This window comes from Corynebacterium mendelii, assembly GCF_017307055.1.
Lineage (GTDB): Bacteria > Actinomycetota > Actinomycetes > Mycobacteriales > Mycobacteriaceae > Corynebacterium > Corynebacterium mendelii.
In genome coordinates, this window is record NZ_JAFLEQ010000014.1 from 27,328 (window position 1) to 43,169 (window position 15,842).

Here is a 15,842-nt window from a genome sequence, read left to right on the forward strand (position 1 = left end):
CGGACCGGCCGCGGGGGTCGCCGGTGAACAAACCACCGACACGTGTTGTTGCCGCAGTCCTGCTGCCGTTGGCTGCGGCGGTGGCCTGGCGCGGGTTGCCCACCGCCAGCCACGGTCGGCAGCAGCCACACGACGGGGATCCCGCACCGGCACCCGGCGGCGGCGACACTCCACAGGACGGTCCCCCTGAGACACCGTCCCGCCAGCACCCGGATACAGCCGGGACGACCACGAACGGTGACCTGCCCGGTGACAGTGACACCGCCGCCGTGCCCGCCGACGAGGCCGCAGACCCCGCAGCAGAATCCGCGGGGCCCGCACAGCCGCGCGTCAGGGGGCCGTTGCGGCGCAAACGCCGTGACCTGGTGGCTGCCGGCGTCATTGCCGCGGTGTGCTGCGCACTGGTGACCACCGTGTGGGTGGGGGCACCGGTGCGCCACTCGCATCTGACGACGTTCAGCACACCGTTTGACCCGGTTTCCGCGATTGACCGGGCGCCGGACAATCTGGCGGAAGCCTGGCGCCGGCCATCGCCTGCGGTGCCGGAACTGGCCCTGCCGCTGGTCGACAAAAACTCCGGGCTGGTCTTCGCCGGAACCGACGCCACCGTCACCGCCCTGGATCCCACCGACGGCCACGAGGTGTGGAGCTACACCCGTGACAGCACCCTGTGCTCGATGTCGGTGGCCAGCTGGGGAAGTGTCATTGCCGCCTACGCCTTCCCGGGCGGCTGCGGTGATGTGACCGCCATCAACGCCGATACCGGCACCTACCGGGCGACCCGCAGCGATATCGCCTCTTTGTCGGGGGCACCGGTGATGTCCAACAGTGCCGCGGGCACCGTCGGCCCCGACCGGCTGGAGTTGTGGCGCTCCGATCTGGTGCGCACCATCGAATACGGGGACAAAACCGCCAAACAGGAACCGAATATGCAGCCCACCGAGAACTGCACCATCGATTCTGCACTGACACGGACTGAAACAGTGGCCATTGTCGAGGTCTGCCCGGCCAACCACACCGAAACAGACGGCGATGAGGGCACCAAAGCAACAGGTGAGCCGATCATTGTCGACGGCCAACAGTGGTGGCTGCGTTTTGTCGGCCGCGTTCCGGAGGATTCCCGCAAACCCGAGTTCAGCGCATCCGTCCCGCTGGACGCCCCGGCCCATCTTGTCGCCGTCGGCCAGGGACTTGCCGCAGTGGAGCTTCTCACCGGCCGGGACAGTGCCGAGATCGCCTCATTCGATGACGCCGGCACACAGATCAGCCGGCAGCCGGTGCCGCGGATGCCCGCCGATCCCCCGGGAAGCGGTGCGGTGTTTACCCCTGTCACCAGCGATCTTGCCCATGCGATGAGTTTTTTCGATGGCGCCCGGCTGATTCTTTTCTCCCCCGACACCCTGGAGATCATGGCCGTCTTCGATCAGGCGACCGGCACCCCGGTTGACATCGACGGCCAGCTGTTCATCCCCACCAACCAGGGCTATGACGTCACCGACGGCTACTCGACGGTGATCACCCGCTCCATTGCGGTGGACCGGGACAGCTACACCGGTGTCGTCGGCGTGGCGGTGGCGGGACCGGCCATCGTGGAAAAACGCGGCCGCACCCTGGTGGGGCTGCGCGACGCCGACGAAGTCGCCAAAGAACAGGCCGCCACAGGCCAGGCCACCACCACCCCGGCCGGGAGCTGATACACCCGACCGGCCGTCAACCGGCGGGCGGACACCGACACCGCCGGACGGAAAAGAACAACCTCCGCTGCCCCTGCCCCGCTGACAACACCGTGAGGGTGGGGGAGAAAAAGCGGGGTTGGCAGCAAAGGTTTTTTCCCTGCGCTGCCGACGGTGGCGCGCAAGCGGTCACGGTGCACAGGCGGTGCTGTTTATGCGGCCGTCAATGACGACGAGCCTTCAAGAAGACACCACTCACGGGGGTCAACAGCGTTGTCCTTTTCCCGGCTTCAGGAGCACGGCGCACGGTGAGGCTCTCACTGTTTGAAGGCGTAGGTGGACTGTGCCCGGCTCACCGCGGCCGGATGGATGAGCAGATACAGGCCGGTCAGTGCCACAGCAGCCACCACCACGGCCACCGGCCAGTGGCCGGATTGGATGATGTACCAGCTCACCGGCAAAAGAAGAATCTGCAGCATGAACACCGGGCCGCGCCCGAAGCGTCCGCCGCGCATGTAGTTGACCCCGGCGGCGGCCACCCCGCCGAACATGAGGATCAGGCACAGCGCTGTTCCCACCCCCAGAAAATCGGCCCGGCCCGCCGCCTGCTCGGCGAACACCGCCGAGGGATCCCGGTAGCCGAGAACATCCCGGATGATCAAAAACACGGAATAGACGAGGACCAGTGCCGATTCAGCGATCGCCAGCATTCCCGCCGCACGGACGGGCCAGGGCACGGGCACGGGATCTGTGGTGGTGGTGTCAGTCACGGGCTTCAACTCTACCCGGCGGGCGGTCGCGGCCTGCAACAGGTTTTCCGCTACACTGCCCACCATGCGAGCCCTGATGCTGTCGAATCCGGAATCGACGTCCCTGACGGACTCGGTGACCCGCCGAATCGTCGGCCCCCTGACCAAAGTCTGCACGATCAAATCAGTGCACACCATGTACGCCGGACACGCCGAAGACATCTGCCGCGGACTGTCCCGCAGCGACTTTGATGTGGTCATCGTTGTCGGCGGCGACGGGACGGTCAATGAGGCCGTCAACGGGTTGTTGGGCCACGATCCCGACCACCGGCCCGGCCCGGGGGATATTCCCGCTCTGGCGGTGGTACCGACCGGCAGCGCCAATGTTTTCGCCCGCGCCCTGGGCTTTCCCAACGATCCGGAACCGGCGGCCAAACAACTCGCCTCCCTCATCGCCTCCCGGTCGGTGCGCCGCCTGCCCCTGGGCAGAGTGGAAAACCGCTGGTTCTGCGTCAACACCGGCATCGGTTTGGATGCCAATGTGATCGACAAAATGGAACGCCTGCGCAAGCGGGGCATGATCGCCACCCCGGGCGCCTATCTGGTGCTGGGCCTCAAGGCCTGGGCAGAGGTGGTCAAACGCCGCCCGACGATCAGTTTCCGGGCGCACTCCGGGGAGAAAACCACCCATGGGGAGCATCTTCCCCTGGTGATGGTCTCCAACACGAACCCGTGGACCTACGCCGGCCCCCTGCCGGTGATCCTCAACCCGTCGGCCGCCGTGGACAACGGCCTGTCGCTGTACGGGCTGCGCGATATCGACGGGCCGGGCGGCGCGGCGGCCCTGCTGCACGCCCTGGGAATCGGCCAGCGCCGCTGGAGTCTCATGCGGGTGGATTTCCGCGAAATCCGGGTTGACGATATCGACCGTCTCGTACTCACTTCCCAGGAACCACTGAAATGGCAGGTTGACGGCGAATCAGCGGGCAAATCCAAGAAACTCGAACTTGTTTCGTGTGCCGAAGTGATCGATGTTGTGTCACCTAGCGACAATGGAAAATAGTGTTCTTTGTCACATTTTCGTCTTAAACACTAGTATTTTCGGGATATCCGTGCGAGCATAAACCCTCGTTGGATCAGCCGCGGTCACGCGTCCGGCGATGCCACCCACTCTGTCACAGGGGTCGGTGGCGGTAGTTTCCGGATCGTATATCCCGGCTGACGAGATTGACGGTCACATGCGACCGCCCAAGGTTGACGGGGTTGACCACCTCCACCGCTTCCCTTGCACAAAGGCGGGCGGCGGACAACCTCCTTCGGACCCGTCGGAAAAGTTTTTCCGCCCGACCGGTTGGTCCCCTGTCCCTGGTACCACCGCAAGGTTTTTCCGTGTCTGTGGAAATGCCCTGCTTTTCGCGTGCGATCAGTCAGTTCCAAAGAAACTATCAATAACGTCCGTTTTCCGGCAGTACAGCGGCGGGCAACAGAACTTTTACCCAGAATTAACATCAAGGAGACAATCATGGACTGGCGCCACAAGGCAGTATGCAGAGACGAAGACCCCGAACTGTTTTTCCCGGTCGGTAACTCCGGCCCGGCTTTGGCCCAGATCGCCCAGGCCAAAAAGGTGTGCAACCGCTGCCCGGTGACTTCCCAGTGCCTGGCATGGGCACTTGAGTCCGGCCAGGATGCCGGCGTGTGGGGCGGTATGAGCGAAGATGAGCGCCGCGCCCTCAAGCGCCGCAAGAACCGTGGCCGCGCCCGCGCCGCCAGCCGGGTCTAGTATTTAGCCGCAGCCCGCAGCACAGCTTCCGGGCGAGAGGTCTCCACCACCGGAACCTGTCACCAACCTTCCACCCCGCCGGGTCGGCCACCGCCGCCCCGGCGGGGATTTTTTTTGAAAACCGGGACCGGTTTGGGTGCACCATCCGGTCCCGACTAGACTTTTGGCGAACCATCCGCGGCGCGGATCACTTTTCCTCCGGCAGGTCACAGACACTCCGGTTTCGCCGCACCACCCCCAACGACTAAGGAGACCGACCATGAGCAAACGTGGCCGCAAGCGTAAAGAACGCCGCAAGAAGAAGGCCAACCACGGCAGGCGCCCCAACGCCTAGTACCGGCCCCTGACGCAAGCACTGTCAGGACTGCCTGTAACCGCCCCCGGATATTCATCCCCCGGCCGGTTGTGTCGTTTTCCCCCGCCCGCCGCGGCAGGTGCAGCCCAGCTGCGGCTGCACCTGCCGCGGCGGGCAAAGACAAGTCCCTGACAGCGCCACCGGCGTGTTCTGTTCGCCCCCACCGGCTGCGCCGGTGGGGGTTTTCACGTGCCTGCGCCATCCGCCCGCGGATGATGGTGGCGGCGGTTGCCGGGGCCTGCGGCTCAGTCGCGGCTGTGCCGGATGGTGGTGGTGTGCACCCGCAGGCGCACCACAATGCGTTCTTTCAAGTGCGCCGGGGCCGGTTCACAGCAGGAACGTTTGATCAGGCGGGCAACCTGTTTTTCAATGCCCAGTTTCTCCAGGCAGCCGGGACAGTTGTCGATGTGGGCGACAAGGGCGGCGCGACGGGATTCGTCGCAGCGGCCGTACACCAGCTCGTAGACGGAGGCGTAGACCTCCGCGCAGTCGCAGTTGCAGTCGTTGCGGCTCATTTCGTGGCTCCCTTCGCGGTCGTCGGATCGGCAGCATCGACATCAATGCCTGAATCACGTGCCACTTCACGTAACTTGTCGCGGAGCTGTTTTCTTCCCCGGTGCAGCCGGCTCATCACCGTTCCGATCGGGGTGTCCATGATCTCGGCGATCTCTTTGTAGGCCAGGCCCTCCACGTCGGCGTACCAGACCACCATCCGGTAGTCGTCGGATAAATCATTGAAGGCTTCGGCGATATCGTTGTTGGGCAGCAGCTTCAGCGCTTCCACTTCCGCCGACTCCAGTCCCTGCGCCTGGTGGGAGGACGAGGTCAGAAGCTGCGAATCGGTGATCTCGTCGGCCGATGTCTGCGACGGGCGCCGTTTCGCTTTCCGGTAGGCGGAAATGTAGGTGTTGGTCATAATCCGGTACAGCCAGGCCTTCAGGTTGGTTCCCTTTTTGAAGGATCCGAACGCCTGGAAGGCCTTCATGTAAGTGTCCTGCACAAGATCTTCCGCATCCGCGGGATTGCGGGTCATGCGCAGTGCACCGGCATACAGCTGATCGATAAAGGGCAGTGCTTCCTGCTCGAAGCGCCGTTCGAGTTCGTCTGGCGTGTCATCGGCCACGACGCTCACCTCCGCTGGGTAGTCGGGTCCGGCGGTAGCACCGGGGCCTTGCAACATGCGGTGTCCGCCGCAACCATAGTAGTGGATGGCCCTGCTGCAGCAGTCCCGCTGCCGGGGGGGGCGGAACCCGGGCGCGGCAACTGCCGCCACAGCTTTTCCCGCAACAGACGGCACGGTCCTAGGCTTGGGCACATGGCAAAGAAGAAGAAATCGGCGGCCACCCCGGCCCTGCAGGTGCTGACGCAGTCCGGTGTTGCCTTCGGTGTCCACGAATTCGACCCGGGTCACGACCACTTCGGTGACCATGCCGCGGCGCAACTGGCTGCCGAGGGAATCGAAGCCGGCCAGATTTTCAAGACACTGGTGATCCGGGAACACGGCACCACAGGCAACCGCGGACTGGCTGTCGCCTGTGTGCCGGTCACCGGCAGCCTGTCGCTGAAAAAGGCCGCCAGGGCGCTGGGATGGTCGGCCAAAGCGGATATGGCCGACCAACAGGATGCGCAGCGCTCCTCCGGCTACATTGCGGGCGGCATCTCCCCGGTCGGACAGAAAAATCCGCTGCCCACGGTCATCGACTCTTCCGCCAACAATTACGGCCGGATATGCGTCTCCGGGGGCAGGCGCGGACTCGACATTGAGCTTTCCCCGCAGGATTTGGCAGCGGTCACCGGCGCAGTCACCGCCGATATCGCCGCCGACTAGAACAGTTCACCTGCCGGGCTGATCAGGTGCCCGCCGGTGGTGCGCGAATCACCCACTTGCCTGCCGACCCGGCGGGTCACGAGGCTGTTGACAATCGTCTCCTGCGTGGTGGCGGCAACAGCCACGGCCTCGTCCGCGTCCCGGGTCAGCCAGCGGACGGCATTGTCGCCCTCCAGAAACACCGGCATTCTGTCGTGCAGCCAGTCGATCGGTTCCCGCGCAGCGGTGGTGACAATGGCCGCGGACACCAGGTCCAGCCCGGTATCCCACAGGCCGGCCGCCCACAACACGGGCGCGGTGCTGTCTCCGGCTTCCGCCCCGCATCCGCTGTCCCCGGCGGGTGAGACAAAGTAGGGCTGTTTGCTGCGCCACTCGTAGTAGCCGTTCATCGGCACCAGGCAGCGGCGGTATTTCACGGCCGCCCGGAAGGAGGGTTTGGCGGCCATCGTTTCCGTGCGTGCATTAAACAGCACGGGACCGTCCAGGTCTTTTTTCCAGTGCGGCAGCAATCCCCAGCGGGCGGGAACAACCAGCAACTCCAGCCCTGCAGGTGACGACCCGACCACCGACAGTGCCCCGCGGGCGGCAGCTGCCGCCGATGGATTGTCCCCTTGACCTGCCGCCCGCACAATCGGGACCGGGGTGGTGGGGGCGATATTGAATCTGGGACCGGGCAGACCTTCCGGGGCGACAACTGTGCCGATTCCCGGCCACGCCGCAGCTGAGGCCAGCAGATGGTCACCGCCGCTGAACAATACGTAACGCCCGCACACGGCCACCGATTGTATCGGCTTGTTTTTCCCGCCGGTGGGCCGCCGGACCGGCGGGCCGGCACCCCCTATGATGGGCTGTGTGACCGAAACCCACCACCACGCTGATTCCTGGCCCGCCCCGCACCCGCGGCACCCTGTGACCGGCACGCTGAGCGTTCCCGGCAGCAAGTCGATCACCAACCGGGCGCTGATCCTGTCAGCCCTGGCTGATGGCCCGTCGACGATTACCGGTGCCCTTGTGTCCCGGGACACTGAACTGATGGTTGACGCATTGCGCGGCCTGGGGGTGGCCATCACCATCGACACCACCGGCCCGCTGCCGGTGATCAGCGTCGACCCGGCGCAGCTAGGCCCCGGGCACATCGAGTGCGGGCTGGCAGGAACCGTCATGCGGTTCGTGCCGCCTGCCGCCGCCCTGGCCGGCGGGGAGGTCACTTTCGACGGTGATGCCCAGGCCCGGCTGCGCCCGATGTCGACCATGCTGGATGCGCTGGCCGATTTGGGGGTGACAGTCACCGGTTCCCGGTTGCCGTTTACCATCGATTCCTCCGCCGGGGTACCGGCCGGCGGCAGGGTCACCATTGATGCGTCGTCCTCGAGCCAGTTTGTCTCCGGGTTGTTGTTGTCGGGGGCACGCTATGCAACCGGCATCACCGTCACCCACGTCGGTGGGGCGCTTCCCTCCCAGCCGCACATCGACATGACCGTCGACATGCTGCGGCAGGCGGGCGTCACAGTGGACGCCGGATCGGATTCGTGGACCGTCCACCCGGGTCCGGTGGCGGCACACCACTGGGTCGTGGAACCGGACCTGTCGAATGCGGGTCCTTTCCTGGCGGCGGCGGCTGTCACCGGCGGCAGTGTGGGCATCAGGGCCTGGCCCAAGACGACAACCCAGCCCGGCGCGCAGTTCATCCCCATTTTCGAGGCCATGGGATGCACGAGCCGGTTCGACGCTGATCCGGATCATCCCGGATGCGGCACCATGACCTTGACGGGGCCGAAACCGGGGACTGTGACCGGCATCGATATTGATTTGAGCGATCTCGGGGAGTTGACCCCCACTGTGGCCGCGGTCGCCGCTGTAGCCACCACCACGTCCCGGCTGACCGGTATCGGGCATTTGCGCGGGCATGAAACCGACCGTCTGAAAGCCCTGACCAATGAGATCACCCGTTTGGGCGGGTGCTGCCGTGACAGCGCCGACAGCCTGATCATTGAACCGGCGCAACTGCACGGCGGGCATGTGCACACCTATGCCGACCACCGGATGGCCACCTTCGGCGCGATCATCGGCCTGGCGGTTGCGGGGGTCACTGTCGCCGATATCGGGACCACCAGGAAAACCCTGCCCGATTTCAGTAGCCTGTGGCACCGGCTGGTCGACGGGCCGTCACCGCGGCTGAGCGTGGTCGAGGACGGTGAGAACTAGTGGCAGCACGTCGCCGGTGGGATGAATCGGATGTGAAAATCCGGCCCGGTAAACGCTCCCGGCCCAGATCCAAGGTCCGGCCCAGCCACGATGACGCCGAGTTCGGGCTGGTGGTCACCAAGGACCGGGGCCGCTGGGGGGTGGTGCTGGACCGGGACGCCGGCAGCCCGGACAGAGAGCCGATTGTGTGCATGCGCGCCCGGGAACTGGGTCGGACCGGCATTGTGGTCGGGGACCGGGTGGGTGTGGTCGGTGACACCTCCGGTGCACCGGGCAGTTTGGCCAGGATCGTCAAACTGGAAGAGCGCACCAGTGTGCTGCGGCGGACCGCCGATGACACGGACGCCTTCGAACGGATTGTCATCGCCAATGCCGACAAGCTGCTCATTGTGTGCGCGGTCGCCGATCCCCCACCCCGGGCCGGTTTCGTCGAGCGTGCCCTGGTGGCCGCCTTCGCCGGCAAGATTGAACCTATTGTGTGCCTGACGAAGTCGGATTTGGCGGATCCGGCCGAATTCGCCGCCAACTTCGCCGCCCTGGATGTGCCGGTGGTCACCTGCGGTATCGACGATCGGCTGGAATCGGTCACCGATCTCATCGACGGGCATGTCACCGCGTTAATCGGCCATTCCGGGGTCGGTAAATCCACTCTGGTCAACAGGCTGGTACCCGATGCCGACCGGGCGACCGGGGAAGTCTCCGGGGTGGGTAAAGGCCGTCACACCTCCACCCAGTCGGTGGCACTCAGGCTGCCCGGCGGCGGCTGGATCATCGACACCCCCGGTATCCGCAGTTTCGGTTTGGCCCATATCCAGCCCGACACCGTCATCGGGGTGTTCGACGATCTGCGCGACACTGCCGCCGACTGCCCCCGCGGCTGCACCCACCTGGGTCCACCCGCCGATCCCGAATGCGCCCTGGACAGTCTCGACGGGGCATCGGCCAGGCGGCTTGCGGCCATCCGCCAGATCATTGAGGCCCTCAACACCAACGACGACTGGGATATGTAGACCCCTCCGCAGAACCTGAAAACCCTTAAACCCTCCGGTTTTCGCCCTCCCGGCACGCCGGCCGGATCATCACCCGGTGACCCGGGTGTCCAACGGGTGCCCCACCGGCGGGTTTGATCCGCCCAATCGGCCGGCAACAGACCTTGTGACCGGTTAGTCTGGGTGAGACAACCCTTAAAATTTCCCGGCAGCACCGTAAGCCGGGCGGAGTATTTCCTTCATTTTTTCAGTACCAGGGAGCATTCATGGGCTGGTGGATCGGCAGCGGGCATTCCCGCGACGATGACCATGCTGGGCGCCCCCTGCCTGAACGCCGGGTCGATGACGCCCATCATGACCGGTCCCCCAACCCGGACACCCGCTCTTCGGGGGCCAAACGCCGGCACAAAAAACGGTCCAGGCTGTGGGGAAGAAAACGGCGGCACCACAAAACCGTCGAGCACAAGGACAATTCCTCCCAGGCTTCACCACCCATCCTGCGGGCCCCGATGACTGAAACACCGCTGAACCACCTGGCGCTCTATGCGGTACTCACCGGCATTGTCACCGGTCTTTTGACGGCAGCTTTGAACTACACGGTGCTATGGACCGAGGAAAAGGTCTACGGCGTCAACCACTACTCATCGGTGTTTCCCGGCTCGAATGTCAGCCCTTTCCGACTGGCGGTCACCTTGTTTCTGGTGGGGCTGTTCAGCTCCTGGACGTGGTATCTGCTCAAACGCTTCGGCCGTCCGGCAGTATCTGTGCCGGGTGCCATGGCAGGGACGAAAATGCCGGTTTTCGAAACAACCGTGTCAGCGTTTGCGCAGGTAACAGCCGTTGCCGCGGGTGCACCGGTGGGACGCGAAAACGCCCCGCGCCTGGCTGGTGGTCTGGCAGCTTCACGCATCAGCTCTGCGCTGCACCTGGACAGTGACGCCCGGCGCATACTGGTCGCATCGGCCGCCGGTGCCGGTTTGGCGGCATCCTTCCACCTTCCACTGGCAGGCGCCCTGTTCGCCCTGGAACTGCTGCTGGTTGAGATGTCCACCCGCACCGTCGTCACCGCCATGTTGACCTCGGCGACAGCGGTGGCGGCAGCCGGTGTGTTCATCGACCCGCACCCGATCTACGCGACAGTTGAATTGAGCGAAAAACCGCAGATGCTCATCGCTGCCCTGATTGTGGGTGTGTGCGCGGGCCTGGCCGGGCACCTGTTCGGTATCGGCGCCCGCAAGGCAGCAGCTGCCAGGCCCCTGGGTGCGAATATTCTCTGGGAAATGCCGATTGTGTTCATCGGTCTGGCGGTGGCCGCAAACTTCGTGCCCGGCGTGTCCGGTTCCGGCCGGTGGGCGGCGGAGGAAGTCTTCACTGTCGGTATCCCGGCGCTGACGCTGGTATTTCTGGCCATCATCAGAGCCACCGCCATCATCATGTGTTTCCGGGCCGGCACTGTCGGCGGTACCCTGACCCCCAGTTTTTCTTTGGGGGCGATTATCGGGGCGCTGATCGGCACCCTGCTGGCCCCGCTTTTTCCCGATGTTCCCACAGCAGCCTTCGCCATTATGGGGGCAGCGGCTTTCCTGTCGACCACCATGGCGGCCCCCATGTTCGGCATGCTGGCCGCGGTTGAATTCACCGACATGGCAGCCCAGGGCTACCTGGCACTGTTTTTGACGGTCATCGCCGCCGCCCTGTCGGTGCGGGTGCTGGGCGTCATCCTGAAAAAGGAAGTGAAACTCGCGGCTTTCACCACCGCGGCCTGGACCGGAACCAGTTCCTCCAATGACTCGGTCGGCAAACAGCACGCCAACAGCGACGGCAAAATCCACCCCGATGTCACCCACAAAGACATCAAACCCAACGACAGGGAGTCCGCCGACGGTAACCCGTTGGGCAGCCACCCGGACGAAGTGGCCGACAAACCCAAAGGCCCGGACGAAATAGGTGACGACGACACCACCCGGGCCGCCCAGGACAGCGATACCCTGGACCGGGATCCCGGCCAGAGTGGGGATACCCCACGACAGTAGGTGGGTTTTCTGCAGATTTTGGGGTTTCCGTTGACGCGCACGAAGCGGTTGATCAGCCGCGTTGAACCGACGTGATGTCAACCGCAGACAACCCTCTAGCCGACAACGATTTTTCCGTTTCGACACATTCGACGGGGGTCAATGCACGGCACCCCCAAGGCCTCTGCAGCATCAGGAATCTTGACTTTTGATTTTGCGGACTTCGCACTGACTTCATAGGTAACGATCGTCAGGTGGCGGCTTGTGGCAGCCGCCACAATCCAGGAATCCGCAACCGACAAAAAATCTTTTCCGGCCCCCAAAGTTATACGGGCGGTGTTCGTTCTTTGCCCGTTCAACCAATTCCCGGTAACAGGAAAAGCTGATCCTCATCTACCGGTACTCATGCTTCAGGAGGCACACATTCCTTGAACCACTTGTTTACTTGATCGTCCCACACAACGGTTTCATCCCTGACCTTCGTGTGAAAAAAAGGTCTTCCCGGAAGAGGCAAGATTGCTTGATTCACGCCACTACCCGGGAAAAATACCACAAGGATACCGACTCTCCCCTCCGCGAGAATGTTGGTGTCAATCAAGTACACGATTACGCGGCCTCCGAGCCGAAGTCCACCACGGTGCAGCAAAGCTGCGGCATTGCGCACTCCCGGAAAAACGTGCCGCATCCCGTTGGAACAAATCACCGCTCATAGCGGCCTCGGCAACAGCTCCCACAAAGTGACGCCCCAAACGGGTCCGTGTGGTGTATCCGAACCGCCGCCATCTTTCTTCCTGCGGCTGACAGGTGGGACAGAGGCAATCAGTGTCTCAGCTTCAGCGTGGCTGATTTTTCTCCGATCCACCAAGCGCCATGTCACGGCCTCACGGCTGACGCCATAAGTACGAGCCTGTTTTTCCACACATTGAAGTGTGTCTTTTTTCCCGGAAAAACGTTCGACAATATCAACCCCGGGAAGCGGAAATTCTGCCGCAAAACGATTGCACCAGCGCGCGGCGCGATCCTGCTCTTCCTCATCTCCAAAAAATACCGGGCTCACCCAGGACAACGTGCCCCAGTTCATGGGCCAAACTGAATGGCTGAGCGGTCTTCGCGTCAGCTGCATTGATGAAGATCAGAGAATAACAATCGTCCACCAGATTGAATCCGCGGAATTCATCTACGCTCAAGACGCCGGCGAGTGTTGTTGCCCACAACAAGAGTTGCGCATCACAACAATCCCAGCATCCTCGTTCACGTCGGGCAAAGAAGCGATTGTTTCCCGGCCACGTTTTTTACCTCCTGCGGCCCATCCGAGAGTCTTGGCCACCAGTTGCTCTGCTTTGTTTGGGGATTAGTCGAGTCCAGCACTACCCAACAGGCTAGGAGCTTCAATGCCGACTTCACCGGCATATTCCGCGTAGCAGGACAGACGAAGGGAACACTCGTTGATGACATCCCGTGGATCGGGGCTGACGGTGGATGGTTGCCGATTATTCAGGGTACGGAAATCGGGAAGGTTGAGGGGATCGTCGGTTGCTTCATCCAGGAGGAGGTATCCAAAGGGAATCCGGGCAGCCGCGGCAAGGACTTCCGCCCGACGCAGGGTGGGCTTGCTGTCTCCGGAGAGCCAAGAGTGCAGCCGACGGAGGTCAACTTATTTTGCAAGATCTTCGGGAGTAAGTCCTGCTCGGTGAACTGTCCACTGCGGCACACAAGGGGTGATGCTGATATGCAACCCCATTGGCCCCTCCTTTCGTTGTTCCCATCATCTTGCCTGCAGAGACAAACCACCAGGAATTTCAACTCCCCTCTCGTCAGCCCCTCCCGGTATCAATGAAGAACCGAAAAGACCTTTTTGGGGCGACGCCGATTGGGAAAACACGCAAGTGTGCTCCGTTTTTTCCAACGTATATCCCGGGAAGAACCTGGAGCAACCACTATGAGATTCCACAACAGCCGTTGTAGAAACAGCCTTTTCGTTGCATGCCACCGTGTTGCACCGGCATCACCGACCGGACAAAAACCATCTTTCCCGACCCGGATTTCAGATTGCCCGCGGCGGAGATGGTCACAGGCTTTTTCCGGATGAACAGGACGATGCCGTTGTCGTCCGCATTGTTGTCTCAACACAGCACCCCGGCCTCAACTTCCCCGGCCGGGCCGGTGAATCGGATGGTGAAAACAGTCAGATCTCGGCGGCCCTGATGCAGGCTCACGGCCTTCTGCCCGGCGGCCGGAGTCCACACAGCAGACCTGATATCAGCCAATTTTGCACAAACTGCACTACCCGGGTAGCCGTCAACCGGGTGCCTGCAGGGCAGACACCCGGTTGTGGGTTGCCGTTTCATCCGACCGAACCGGCTACATCAGTGCCACAAGAACATTCAGCTCTGTCGGGTCGTACCAGGCGAGGAAGTTGTCCAGTGCATCCCCGACAGTCAGTTCCGCGTCCTCATCGCCCAGATCGGCGTCGTGGACGGCTTCCACACCCTGCGCCGTGGCTTCCTCGTTGGCACCGATATCGACGTGCAGGGCAGCCAGATCAGCAAAACTGATCCGCTGCGGATCAAGGGAAACAACCGCTTCCCCGTTTTCAGGCGTCGGCGTGACCTGCTTGTCATCCACGTCGACAGTGACAACCACCCGGCGGTGCGGGAAATGCTCGGTTCCAAGACTCAGCAGCCGAAGCGATGCACGGGCGGCCTCCTGGAACGCCACATGGGCTATTTCCTCTTCATCGCCGACGGTGTAAAACTCTTCGAGTGCCGGGGTGACGGCAAAACCCCAGCCCTGCTGAACCACCATTTCCCCGGTATCGGACAATTCCTTCAAGCTGGCGAATGTCGCCGGAAGATAGACACGCATGTCGTTGAAATAAACTCCTCGGTAGATGCAGCCGCAGACTGTTTTTGTGGTGTCCCCGGCTGGTGGGGCAGGGTGCGGGGCCTGTCGGCCTAGAACTCGCCCTCGATGTTGAACAGACCGGTGATCTCGACGACTGCCCGGTCGAACTGCTGGTAGTAGACACCGACCAGACCGTTGTCGACAGCGGCGCGCACATTGAGAATCGAATCGTCGACCAGCACACAGTCGTTCATCTCCACACCGATGGTGTCGGCGGCAATGGCGAAAGCCCGCGGATCCGGCTTGTCGTGTCCGATCTCCCCGGAGAGCACCACAGCATCAACAATGCCGTTGAACTCCCATTCACGGATGTGCTCGGCACCGGGGCCACCGGGATCATTGCTCAGCACAGCCGTTGCGACATTGTTTTTCCTCGCGGCTGCAAAAAGAGCCCGCCAACGGCGGGAATCCTCTTCACTGACATCAAGGACACCACAGTAATCGACGATCAATCCTCGCACTTTGCTTTCTCCACCAGTCTTTCATCTGTTTGTTTTCTGCTGTGTGCACGTCTTACCCGCCACGGCAACAACGGCTGCAGCCACAAGCGGTATCCGGATGAGCCACGCTTCGGGGCGACACAATCCGCGCTGTCACAGCGGCCACGGCAGACGGCATATGTCCCTCCCGGCGCCCGGTGGCATCCGGGGGTCGGTGGGGTTTACCACAAAAACCCTACACGCCGCGGCCGTGGCGCGGCTTTCACCACGACGGGTGGGAACCGGCGACCGGTTTTCCAAGTCCAACTGGATATCGGGTGTGAGGGGCCACCCCGCCCCCGTTGTCACACAGCCACAGCGGCCCCGTGGCCGTATCTTGTCCCACCCATCCAGGAGAGCAAACCACCATGACCGTCCTCGCCCCGGTTCCGGGTTCAGCCCATCTGAAACTGGTTGATTCACCACAGCTACCACCACCGGCGACCGCCCGGCCCGGGACAGCTGTAGCCCGCACGATGGCCTCCCCCCGCAGTTTCGGCCCCTGCCCGGTCGACCGGGACACCTTCGGCTGGATGTGCCGCAAGATTGTGCTGTGCGTGGAAACAGCCGCCGGAACCAGGCCGCTGACCATGATGGACCGACCGGAATTTGGTGCCGCTGTCCGCCGGGAGGTAGTCATCCAAGTCAACACCGCCCGGCGTCCTGACACTCCTGTCAGTATGTTGTCCTGCCATGTGCAGGCCGTGCCCGGAACCAGCCGCTACGAGGTCGCCGGTTCTCTTCGCTGCGGCACGAAGCGACAGGCCTTCTGCGGGTATTTCGTCGCTTCCTCCGACCGGCGTATCAGCACGAAACTTCAGCTGGCCGGCCTGCGGATCCTCTAGCGGGACTCTGTCCCCTCCCC

18 protein-coding genes are annotated in these 15,842 nt (G+C 63.1%); 9 read left to right on the plus strand and 9 right to left on the minus strand.

What is annotated here, in order from left to right; translation table 11 throughout:
• On the plus strand, positions 1-1,694 hold a 1,694-nt coding region (locus tag JZY06_RS07495), incomplete at its 5' end, for an Rv3212 family protein (protein ID WP_207278941.1).
• A gap of 296 nt (positions 1,695-1,990) precedes the next feature.
• Here JZY06_RS07495 and JZY06_RS07500 read toward each other — a convergent pair.
• Complete coding sequence (locus JZY06_RS07500) at positions 1,991-2,443, minus strand: hypothetical protein (RefSeq protein ID WP_207278942.1); 453 nt, start codon at positions 2,441-2,443, stop codon at positions 1,991-1,993.
• Between the two features lie 64 nt (positions 2,444-2,507).
• Between JZY06_RS07500 and JZY06_RS07505 the strand changes: the two genes are divergently transcribed.
• From JZY06_RS07505 to JZY06_RS12620, 3 genes are all read left to right on the plus strand, one after another.
• Positions 2,508-3,485: a diacylglycerol/lipid kinase family protein gene (locus tag JZY06_RS07505; RefSeq protein WP_207278943.1), complete on the plus strand. Its 978-nt coding sequence runs from the start codon at positions 2,508-2,510 to the stop codon at positions 3,483-3,485.
• A gap of 459 nt (positions 3,486-3,944) precedes the next feature.
• The gene (locus JZY06_RS07510) at positions 3,945-4,205 is read left to right on the plus strand and encodes a WhiB family transcriptional regulator (protein ID WP_207278944.1); all 261 of its coding nucleotides are present in this window, start codon (positions 3,945-3,947) and stop codon (positions 4,203-4,205) included.
• A 259-nt stretch (positions 4,206-4,464) separates the two neighbouring features.
• Positions 4,465-4,539, plus strand: coding sequence for a 50S ribosomal protein bL37 (locus JZY06_RS12620; RefSeq protein WP_377769095.1), 75 nt, complete (start codon positions 4,465-4,467; stop codon positions 4,537-4,539).
• A 266-nt stretch (positions 4,540-4,805) separates the two neighbouring features.
• On the opposite strand, the gene rsrA is transcribed toward JZY06_RS12620, so the two are convergent.
• Both rsrA and JZY06_RS07520 read right to left on the minus strand, forming a co-directional pair.
• On the minus strand, positions 4,806-5,075 hold the full coding sequence (gene rsrA / locus JZY06_RS07515) for a mycothiol system anti-sigma-R factor (protein WP_207278945.1): 270 nt from the start codon (positions 5,073-5,075) through the stop codon (positions 4,806-4,808).
• On the minus strand, positions 5,072-5,683 hold the full coding sequence (locus tag JZY06_RS07520; protein WP_330617188.1) for a sigma-70 family RNA polymerase sigma factor: 612 nt from the start codon (positions 5,681-5,683) through the stop codon (positions 5,072-5,074). Before JZY06_RS07520 ends, rsrA begins: the two co-directional genes overlap by 4 nt.
• Before the next feature lie 192 nt (positions 5,684-5,875).
• Here JZY06_RS07520 and ybaK point away from each other — a divergent pair, with 192 nt between their 5' ends.
• Entirely contained in the window at positions 5,876-6,388 is a 513-nt protein-coding gene (gene ybaK, locus JZY06_RS07525; protein WP_207278947.1) for a Cys-tRNA(Pro) deacylase, read from the plus strand.
• Here the strand turns inward: ybaK and JZY06_RS07530 are convergent.
• Entirely contained in the window at positions 6,385-7,161 is a 777-nt protein-coding gene (locus tag JZY06_RS07530; protein WP_207278948.1) for an SOS response-associated peptidase, read from the minus strand. The genes ybaK and JZY06_RS07530 overlap by 4 nt on opposite strands.
• 70 nt (positions 7,162-7,231) lie before the next feature.
• On the opposite strand from JZY06_RS07530, the gene aroA reads away from it, so the two are divergent.
• From aroA to JZY06_RS07545, 3 genes are all read left to right on the plus strand, one after another.
• A complete protein-coding gene (aroA, locus tag JZY06_RS07535; RefSeq protein WP_242516826.1) occupies positions 7,232-8,593 on the plus strand; it encodes a 3-phosphoshikimate 1-carboxyvinyltransferase in 1,362 nt (453 codons plus the stop codon).
• Positions 8,593-9,603 (plus strand): ribosome small subunit-dependent GTPase A, encoded by a 1,011-nt coding sequence (gene rsgA, locus JZY06_RS07540; protein WP_207278950.1) that lies wholly within the window; start codon positions 8,593-8,595, stop codon positions 9,601-9,603. The genes aroA and rsgA overlap by 1 nt, the downstream gene beginning before the upstream one ends.
• A 245-nt stretch (positions 9,604-9,848) precedes the next feature.
• A complete protein-coding gene (locus tag JZY06_RS07545; RefSeq protein ID WP_330617189.1) occupies positions 9,849-11,615 on the plus strand; it encodes a chloride channel protein in 1,767 nt (588 codons plus the stop codon).
• Positions 11,616-11,710: 95 nt separating this feature from the next.
• On the opposite strand, the gene JZY06_RS12625 is transcribed toward JZY06_RS07545, so the two are convergent.
• From JZY06_RS12625 to JZY06_RS07565, 5 genes are all read right to left on the minus strand, one after another.
• Positions 11,711-11,953 (minus strand): DUF4411 family protein, encoded by a 243-nt coding sequence (locus JZY06_RS12625; protein WP_377769090.1) that lies wholly within the window; start codon positions 11,951-11,953, stop codon positions 11,711-11,713.
• A 347-nt stretch (positions 11,954-12,300) separates the two neighbouring features.
• Positions 12,301-12,651, minus strand: coding sequence for an ImmA/IrrE family metallo-endopeptidase (locus JZY06_RS07555; protein ID WP_407929823.1), 351 nt, complete (start codon positions 12,649-12,651; stop codon positions 12,301-12,303).
• Positions 12,626-12,748 (minus strand): ImmA/IrrE family metallo-endopeptidase, encoded by a 123-nt coding sequence (locus tag JZY06_RS12630; RefSeq protein WP_377769096.1) that lies wholly within the window; start codon positions 12,746-12,748, stop codon positions 12,626-12,628. Before JZY06_RS12630 ends, JZY06_RS07555 begins: the two co-directional genes overlap by 26 nt.
• Before the next feature lie 1,207 nt (positions 12,749-13,955).
• On the minus strand, positions 13,956-14,459 hold the full coding sequence (locus JZY06_RS07560; protein WP_207278952.1) for a DUF6912 family protein: 504 nt from the start codon (positions 14,457-14,459) through the stop codon (positions 13,956-13,958).
• An 89-nt stretch (positions 14,460-14,548) separates the two neighbouring features.
• Positions 14,549-14,959: an HAD family hydrolase gene (locus JZY06_RS07565; RefSeq protein ID WP_207278953.1), complete on the minus strand. Its 411-nt coding sequence runs from the start codon at positions 14,957-14,959 to the stop codon at positions 14,549-14,551.
• 386 nt (positions 14,960-15,345) lie between these two features.
• On the opposite strand from JZY06_RS07565, the gene JZY06_RS07570 reads away from it, so the two are divergent.
• Positions 15,346-15,822 (plus strand): hypothetical protein, encoded by a 477-nt coding sequence (locus JZY06_RS07570; RefSeq protein ID WP_207278954.1) that lies wholly within the window; start codon positions 15,346-15,348, stop codon positions 15,820-15,822.
• Positions 15,823-15,842 lie beyond the last annotated feature (20 nt).